A 7,122-nucleotide genomic window follows, 5' to 3' on the forward strand; every position below is an offset into this window, starting at 1 on the left:
CGACGACCAGCATCGCTGCATGCGAATCACCCATGTTTCAGCAATAGCCGCCACGTTCCTGGCGCTCGGCACGGCAACCGCTGTGGCGGAACCGAATCCGGCCGACACCCCGCGCCAGGCCATCGCTCGCGCCTACATCGACGCGCTGGTCTCCCACGACGCGAGCGCGGTGCCGTTCACCCCCGACGCCACCCGGGTCGAGGTCGGCATCCAGACCGGCTATTCGGGCCCGCAGCTGAGCGCGGACCTGGAGAACGGGCCGCAGTACCGGGTGATCCAGGGGGTGCGCGAGCTCAGCATGTCCGAAGCGGGCGACACGGTGACCACCCGCTATCTGCTCGACACCGGTCTCGCGGGCGTGCGCCTGACCACGGTCGAGATCGTCGAGACCTTCGTCATCCCCCACGACGCCATCGCGACCATCGAGGCCGACATCACCCCGGTCGGCTACTGATCCGCGGCCTCGAGCAGGGCCCGCGGTGCGGCCAGCCGCCAGGAGTCGGTGACGATCGCCGTCAGTTCCGCGCGATCGTCGAGGGCGGCCAGCCGAACCCGGACCCACGGGTTGCCCGCCTCGTGCGCGGCGATCCAGAACTTGTCCGGCTCCGCGACGACCAGTTCGTCGCGGTCCACGATCGGGCAGCGCACCGCCATCGAGGTCTCGTCCTCGGGCAGGGTCAGGAACAACTTGCCCGCGACCTTGAAAATCGGCATGCCCCAGGCGAACTGCTCCACCGTCTCCGGCAGTGCGGCGACGATCGCCCGGACATCCTCCCCAGTGGCTTGCATGGCCGTCATCCTGCCAGCAGGCCCCGACAGCTCGCCGGCTCACCGTTCGGCGAGCAGCGCCTTCCACCGCTGCCCCACCGGACGCGCGACCGGCACCGCCCAGGCAGGCAGCGTCGCCCGACGACAGAACGCGACCGGTTCCGCGGTACCGGAGACCCCGAACCAGGCGGTGGAGGCGGGCCGGTCCAGCAGCGTGATCACCGCGGCCGACACCACCACGGCGGGCAGGGTGAGCAGCCCGAACAACGCGACGCCGATGATCACCGCCGCCCCGTACCAGCCCAGCGCGTGCACGTATCGACTGCGATTGGCGAATCCGCTCGTGAGCACCGCCAGCAGCACCGTGGCGATCGCGGCGGGGTAGGCGAAGCCCTCGTAGCGCAGCAGCAGGGAATCGGCGGGCAGCAGTTGCGTGGCCGGGATGGTCACGAGCGCGAGACCGGTGCAGTAGACGGCCTGCCACACCGCCAGTTGCTGGGCCCGCCGGACCTCACGCGGACGCCCGTCGGGCGCGTCCAGCGAGAGGGCGACGGAATCGAGAATCCCGAGTCCGAACATCGAGCGACCTTTCCCGCGTGCCGCAGCGGCGGGTAGCCCTGGGCAACTGGAACACGTTCCAGGTCACATGGTGCGACGCGACCGGGTTCCGCGCGGCGGATTCGCCGAAATCAGCTCGCGACGCCCACCTTCGCGCGCGCCCGCGCGGCGGTCAGCCTGCGGCCGATGACGCCGTGCCGGGGCGCGAACAGGTAGACGAACGAGAAGGCCACCCCCTGGGTGACCACCACCATGCCGCCCGCGGCGGTGTCGAGGTGATAGCTCAGGTACAGACCCGTCACCGCGCACACCACCGACACCGTCGGCGCGATGAGCAGCATTCGGGAGAACCGGTCGGTCAGCAGATACGCCGTCGCGCCCGGGATGATCAGCATGGCCACCACCAGCACCACGCCGACGGCCTGCAGCGCCACCACCGAGGTCAGCGCCAGCAACGCCAGCAACGCGGTGCCGAGCACGCGCGGGTTGAGCCCGATGGCGTGCGCGTGGGTGGCGTCGAAGGCGTAGAGGGTGAAGTCGCGGCGCTTGAGCACCAGCGCCGTCAGCACGATCGCGGCCAGGATCATGATCTGGATCATCTCGCCCCGGCTGACCCCGAGCAGATTGCCGAACACGATGTGGTTGAGGTCGGTCTGGCTCGGCGTCACCGACACCAGCACCAGACCGAACGCGAACAGCGTGGTGAACACGATGCCGATCGCGGCGTCCTCCTTCACCCGGCTCGTGTCACGGACGACGCCGATCAGCGCGACCGCGAGGAAACCGAAGATCACCGCCCCGACCGCGAACGGCCAGCCGACGATGTAGGCCAGCACCACCCCGGGCAGCACCGCGTGCGAGACGGCGTCGCCCATCAGCGACCAGCCGATCAGCACCAGCCAGCACGACAGCACCGCGCACACCACCGCCGCGGTGACGGTCGTCGCGAGCGCGCGCACCATGAACTCGTAGCGCAGCGGATCGATGAAGAATTCTTCCAGGCTCATCAGGTCTTCCTCACGCGTCCACGTCGAGCCCGAAGGCCTTGGCCAGGTTCTCCGGTCGCAACACCACATCGGGGTCGCCGTGCTCGAGCACCCGGCGGTTGAGCAGCACCGCCTCGTCGGCCAGTTGCGGCAGGGCGTGCAGGTCGTGGGTGGAGACCAGGATCGTCGCGCCGTCGGCGGCGAGTTCGCGCAGCAGCGCGGTGATGGTGGCCTCCGAGCGCTTGTCGACGCCGGCGAACGGCTCGTCGAGCAGCAGGATCGTCGCCTCCTGCGCGATGCCGCGGGCCACGAACGCCCGCTTCTTCTGGCCACCGGAGAGCTGGCCGATCTGGCGATCGGCGAGCTCGGTGAGGTCCACGCGGGCCAGCGCCTCGGCGACGGCGGCGCGATCGGCCCTGCTCGCCCGGCGGGTGAAGCCCATCTTCCCGTAGCGGCCGGTCATCACGACATCGCGCACCGACAGCGGAAAGCTCCAGTCCACGTCCTCGGATTGCGGCACGTAGCCGAGGCTGCCCGCCTTGCGGGCCGCGACGGGCGCGCTGCCGTTGATCAGCACGCGGCCGCGGTCGGGGGTGACCAGGCCCATGATCGTCTTGAACAGCGTCGACTTACCCGAACCGTTCATCCCGATCAGGCCGCAGACCCGGCCGGATTTCAGGGTCAGTTCGACATTGTCGAGGGCGAGCACGTCACCGTAGTGGACGGTGACGTCCTGGATCTCGACGACAGGCGCGGTGGTCATTTCGGGGCTCCGGCGAGTGCGGTGGCGATGGTGTTCGCGTCGTGGCGGATCAGCTGGAGGTAGGTCGGCACCGGGCCGTCGGCCTCCGAGAGCGAGTCGACGTAGAGCGTGCCACCGAAGCGCGCGCCGGTGGCCTCCACCACGCGTTGCATCGGCGCGTCGGAGACGGTGGACTCGCAGAACACGGCGGGCACGCCGCGCTGGCGCACGAAGTCGATGGCCGAGCCGATCTGCTGCGGGGTCGCCTGCTGTTCGGCGTTGACCGGCCAGATGTACTTCTCGGTGAGCCCGGTGTCGCGGGCCAGGTAGGAGAACGCGCCCTCGCAGGTCACCAGGGCCCGCTGGTCGGCGGGCAGGGTGTTCACGGCGGCGACCAGATCGTCGCGGACGGCGCCGAGCTGAGCTTTGTAGGCGGCGCCGTTGGCCCGGTAGGCCTCGGCGTGTTCGGGGTCGAGATCGGCGAAGGCGCGGACCATGTTGTCGACGTAGATCTGCGCGTTCACCGGCGACATCCACGCGTGCGGATTCGGCTTGCCGCGGTAGGCGTCCTCGCCGATGTCCATCGGGGTCACGCCCTCGCTGACCACCGCGTGCGGCACCTTCAGATCGGCGACGAACTGGGCGAACCAGGCTTCCAGATTGAGCCCGTTGTCCAGGATCAGGTCGGCCTTGGCCGCCTTCTTGATGTCGCCGGGTGTCGGCTCGTAACCGTGGATCTCGGCGCCGACCTTGGTGATCGACTCGACCCGCAGATGCTCGCCCGCGACATTGCGCGCCATGTCGGCGAGCACGGTGAAGGTGGTGAGCACCACCTTCTTGCCGTCGTCGTCGGCGGCGACTCCACCGCACGCGGTCAGCGAGAACGCCATGACACTGAGCACAGACGCCGCGAGCAGCCGGCGCCGTGACGAACCCGGCGTGCGGTGAAACCCAACCTTCATTCCAGAATTATATTGTTCGGGTTACCGAACTTTCAAGTTCAACGCCTGGAACAGACGCTGTGACGGTTCAGGATGCCCAGGGCGGGACGAAAGTCGAACCATCGGGCAGTTCCGCGGAGAAGCCGACGGGAACCGTCACGAACAGGACCGCGGGCTCATCGGTCGTATTGGTGAGACCGATCATCGACCCGGCGGGCGCGACGGCGGCATCCCGCTGCTTCATCGATGCCACCTCGCCGTCGATGGTGATCTCGACCTCGCCCGAGAGCAGGACGAAGACCTCCTCCCGCAGGATGCGATGGGGGACGCCCACCGAGCCGGGTGCGACCTCGGTCTGCCAGACACAGAGTTCGGCACTGCCGGTGCCGGGACGGATGAACGAGGTGAACCGGGCGTTGTGGATCTCGTGGACCTGAGCGTCGGCGGAACGGATGACCGGCATGAGCGCCTCTTTCGAATAGTCAATTAACTTGTCCATATAGTCAAGTAGATTGACCATTGTGTCAAGTGCCAGAATGACCGCTGTGCCCGAGAACCCGCCACCGGCATCCGATCTGCCCCTGTTGCTGCTGGCCGCGGCGACCGAGGTGAGCGCGGCGATCCAGGCGGGCGTCACCGCCGCGGGCTTCACCGACATCCGCCCGGCGCACGGATTCGCCTTCGTCCGGATGGCGCCCGACGGCGCGACCGTGGGCGAGATCGCCGAGCACCTGGGCGTCACCAAGCAGGCGGCCAGCCAGCTGGTCGACGAGCTGGTCACCAAGGGCTACGCCGACCGCAACCCGCATCCGCGCGACGCGCGCGCCCGCCTGATCACCCTCACCGACCGCGGCTGGGCCTGCACCCGCGCCGCCGACGCGGCCGCCGCCGCCTTCGCCGCACACTGGGCGAACACCCTCGGTCCGACGACATTCGCGCAGACCAGGAATGCGATCGCCCGGATGGTCACACCGGGCCGGGTGCGCCCGTCGTGGTGATCATCACCGGGCGATGACGGGTAACGGTTAATCCGAAGAACAGGATTTTCAAAAGAACCCGCGTAGTGTCGCGTCGCGCGGCATACTCGGCAGCGAGCGGTGACGCGCCACCGCGGCATCCGGACCATCGCACCGGACGCGCCTCGTCACGTCAGTCACCGTTCTCACCCTCCCGACAGGATCGTCATGTCTTCCCTCGCCACCGTCGCCACGGTCGACACCATCACCCGCCACAAGTACGAGCGGTTGCAGTACACCGGCTCGGCGGGTGTCATCGACTCGCTCGAGGACCCGCGCCTGGTCGGCCGCTGGCACACCGAATTCCCCGGCTGGCACGGCGAGCACTGGGCATTCGAGGCGGGCACCGCCAGCCCCGGCCGGCTGCGCCCGATCAATGTCGCGGTGCGGCAGAGCTGATCAGGCCGCGCCCTCGGCCGCCGTCCGGTCGACGATGCGCGGGAACGGACTGGCCGCCTCCAGCTGGTAGGCCAGGTCGAGCAGCGACCGCTCGTCGCCCCGGCGGGCGGCGAGCTGGATCGAGCCGGGCAGGCCGTGCGGGAGCAGACCGTGCGGCAGCGACACCGCGGGCCCGCCGCCGACATTGTTGAGCGGCGTGAAGCCCACGTAGTCGACCAGTTTCGTGAACAGCGCGTCGAAGGGCTGCCCCGGCGCCAGCTCGCCGATCCGCGGCGCCGGATGCGACAGCACCGGGGTGAGCAGCACGTCGACATCACGGAAATGCCGGTCGTAGGTGGCGGTTCCGGAGCGCAACCGCCAGGTGGACGCGGCCACCGCGAGCGGATTGCGCTTGGCCAGCCCGATCAGGCCGCTGGTGAACGGATCGAGTTTGCCCGCGTCGAAGTGGTCGCGGTGACCGAACCGGAACGACAGCGTCATCGCGGCGGCCATCATCGCCCAGTATCGCTTGAAGTCCTCGACGAACCGTGGTTCCACGTCGAGCCGCGTCTCGACGACCTCGTGACCGAGACCGGCCAGAATCCGCGCCGCCGAGGCGAGCACGGCGGCATTGTCGGGGTGCACCGGGCGACCGAGCACGTCCTCGCTGATCAGTCCGATCCGCAGGCGCCGCGCACTGGGCCCCTCGACCAGGCCGATCGGCGCCAGCTTCGGGTTCGCGCCGAACCGCTCGACCGCGGCCAGATAGTGCGCGGTGTCGCGGACCGACCTGGTCACCACACCCTCGGCGACCAGATGCACGGGCAGTTGCCGGGCGCCGGGCTGATCGAGCAGCCGGTTGCGAGTGGGCTTCAGGCCGACCAGACCGTTGGCCGCGGCGGGGATCCGGATCGAGCCGCCGCCGTCGTTGGCGTGCGCGATCGGCACCACCCCGGCCGCGACCAGCGCGGCCGAACCGCCCGAGGACGCCCCGGCCGAATACTCGATGTTCCACGGATTGCGGGTCGGCGCCCGGCCGGTGAACTCGGTACTGGCGGTGAGCCCGAACTCCGGCAGCGTCGACTTGCCGAGCACGACCACGCCCGAATGCAGGAACTGCGCGCCGGGACCGCTGGTCACGGTGGCCGGGCGCGGAGTGAAGGCGGCCGACCCGTGGCAGCTGGGCAGTCCGGCGATATCGGTGTTGTCCTTGACGAACGCGGGCACCCCGGCGAACACGCCGGCCGTCTCCGGCGCCGAGGCCGCCCGCTCGAAGCACGCCACCTGCACCGCGTCCAGACTCGGGTCCACCCGCCGGGTCCGCGCGATGGCGGCCTCGAGCACCTCCGCGCGGCTGACCTCTCCCGCGCGCAACGCCGCGGCCACTCCGACGGCATCCAGCGTGCCGAGGGCATCATCGGTGAATCCATGGACGGTAGTGCTCATAGCCGCAGCGTAATGCGATCAGACGGCCATTTGCGGCGGTAACGAATTTCCTCGAGAAACCCTTAGAGTCCCGCGACCCCCGCGGGCCACGGGACTCCCGCCTACTTGGCGGGCGGGGTGAACGGCTGGTTGATCGTGGTGAAGTACTGGATGGCCGCGCCGAGGGCGACCGGCGCGGTCACCAGAATCTGTCCCGCCACGGTGCCGAGGGCGCCGATGGCGAGGATGCCGCCGAGGCAGCCGACCGCCGCCGCGGGCAGGAACGGGCCGAACAGGCCGACGATGGT

At 69.5% G+C, this 7,122-nt stretch carries 10 protein-coding genes and 1 pseudogene; 3 read left to right on the forward strand and 8 right to left on the reverse strand.

The window, feature by feature from the left end; translation table 11 throughout:
• The first annotated feature begins 19 nt into the window (after window positions 1-19).
• Window positions 20-454 carry a hypothetical protein gene (locus ATM97_RS11510; protein ID WP_218717973.1) on the forward strand — a complete coding sequence of 145 codons (435 nt, stop codon included), beginning with the start codon at window positions 20-22 and terminating at the stop codon, window positions 452-454.
• On the opposite strand, the gene ATM97_RS11515 is transcribed toward ATM97_RS11510, so the two are convergent.
• The 6 genes from ATM97_RS11515 to ATM97_RS11540 all read right to left on the reverse strand — a co-directional run bounded on the left by ATM97_RS11515 (window position 448) and on the right by ATM97_RS11540 (window position 4,494).
• Complete coding sequence (locus ATM97_RS11515) at window positions 448-789, reverse strand: MmcQ/YjbR family DNA-binding protein (protein ID WP_218717974.1); 342 nt, start codon at window positions 787-789, stop codon at window positions 448-450. The two genes, ATM97_RS11510 and ATM97_RS11515, sit on opposite strands and share 7 nt — an antisense overlap.
• A 39-nt stretch (window positions 790-828) precedes the next feature.
• Window positions 829-1,347, reverse strand: a complete 519-nt coding sequence (locus tag ATM97_RS11520) for a hypothetical protein (RefSeq protein ID WP_218717975.1) — start codon at window positions 1,345-1,347, stop codon at window positions 829-831.
• A 110-nt stretch (window positions 1,348-1,457) separates the two neighbouring features.
• Window positions 1,458-2,333, reverse strand: coding sequence for a metal ABC transporter permease (locus ATM97_RS11525; RefSeq protein ID WP_218717976.1), 876 nt, complete (start codon window positions 2,331-2,333; stop codon window positions 1,458-1,460).
• Window positions 2,334-2,343: 10 nt separating this feature from the next.
• Entirely contained in the window at window positions 2,344-3,075 is a 732-nt protein-coding gene (locus ATM97_RS11530; RefSeq protein WP_218717977.1) for a metal ABC transporter ATP-binding protein, read from the reverse strand.
• On the reverse strand, window positions 3,072-4,016 hold the full coding sequence (locus ATM97_RS11535; RefSeq protein WP_218717978.1) for a metal ABC transporter substrate-binding protein: 945 nt from the start codon (window positions 4,014-4,016) through the stop codon (window positions 3,072-3,074). The genes ATM97_RS11530 and ATM97_RS11535 overlap by 4 nt, the downstream gene beginning before the upstream one ends.
• A 67-nt stretch (window positions 4,017-4,083) precedes the next feature.
• Window positions 4,084-4,494 carry a cupin domain-containing protein gene (locus tag ATM97_RS11540; RefSeq protein ID WP_255587575.1) on the reverse strand — a complete coding sequence of 137 codons (411 nt, stop codon included), beginning with the start codon at window positions 4,492-4,494 and terminating at the stop codon, window positions 4,084-4,086.
• 37 nt (window positions 4,495-4,531) lie between these two features.
• Here ATM97_RS11540 and ATM97_RS11545 point away from each other — a divergent pair, with 37 nt between their 5' ends.
• Together ATM97_RS11545 and ATM97_RS11550 are read left to right on the forward strand one after the other, a co-directional pair.
• Window positions 4,532-4,993 (forward strand): MarR family winged helix-turn-helix transcriptional regulator, encoded by a 462-nt coding sequence (locus ATM97_RS11545; protein WP_218717979.1) that lies wholly within the window; start codon window positions 4,532-4,534, stop codon window positions 4,991-4,993.
• A gap of 186 nt (window positions 4,994-5,179) precedes the next feature.
• A complete protein-coding gene (locus ATM97_RS11550) occupies window positions 5,180-5,410 on the forward strand; it encodes a hypothetical protein (protein WP_218717980.1) in 231 nt (76 codons plus the stop codon).
• Here ATM97_RS11550 and ATM97_RS11555 read toward each other — a convergent pair whose 3' ends face one another.
• On the reverse strand, window positions 5,411-6,835 hold the full coding sequence (locus ATM97_RS11555; protein ID WP_218717981.1) for an amidase: 1,425 nt from the start codon (window positions 6,833-6,835) through the stop codon (window positions 5,411-5,413).
• Between the two features lie 101 nt (window positions 6,836-6,936).
• Window positions 6,937-7,122, reverse strand: a pseudogene (locus tag ATM97_RS11560) (hypothetical protein); the annotation flags it as partial.

Source organism: Nocardia sp. MH4 (genome assembly GCF_019266065.1).
Lineage (GTDB): Bacteria > Actinomycetota > Actinomycetes > Mycobacteriales > Mycobacteriaceae > Nocardia > Nocardia canadensis.